This window comes from Streptomyces sp. PT12 (assembly GCF_003311645.1).
In the GTDB taxonomy this organism is placed as follows: Bacteria; Actinomycetota; Actinomycetes; order Streptomycetales; family Streptomycetaceae; genus Streptomyces.
In genome coordinates this window covers 1-256 of sequence record NZ_QEST01000052.1, presented here as the reverse complement: position 1 = coordinate 256, position 256 = coordinate 1, and the positions used below count along the sequence as shown (strand labels likewise).

The window sequence follows — 256 nt, the reverse complement described above, 5'->3', positions numbered from 1 at the left end:
GCGTGGATCCAACAGTACATTAAAAGGATCATTCACCACGACCAAGTCGGATTTATCCCTGGGCTGCAAGGTTGGTTCAACATCCGCAAATCAATCAACGTGATACAATACATTAACAAAAGAAAAAACAAGAATCACATGATCCTCTCAATAGATGCAGAAAAAGCATTTGACAAAGTACAGCATCCTTTCTTGATCAAAACTCTTCAGAGGATAGGGATAGAGGATACATACCTCAATATCATAAAAGCCATCT

General features: G+C 38.7%; 1 protein-coding gene. It reads left to right on the top strand.

Features of this window, described 5'->3' with window-relative positions; translation table 11 throughout:
• Nucleotides 1-6: 6 nt before the first annotated feature.
• On the top strand, nucleotides 7-256 hold a 250-nt coding region (locus DEH69_RS33570; RefSeq protein ID WP_369008261.1), incomplete at its 3' end, for a reverse transcriptase domain-containing protein.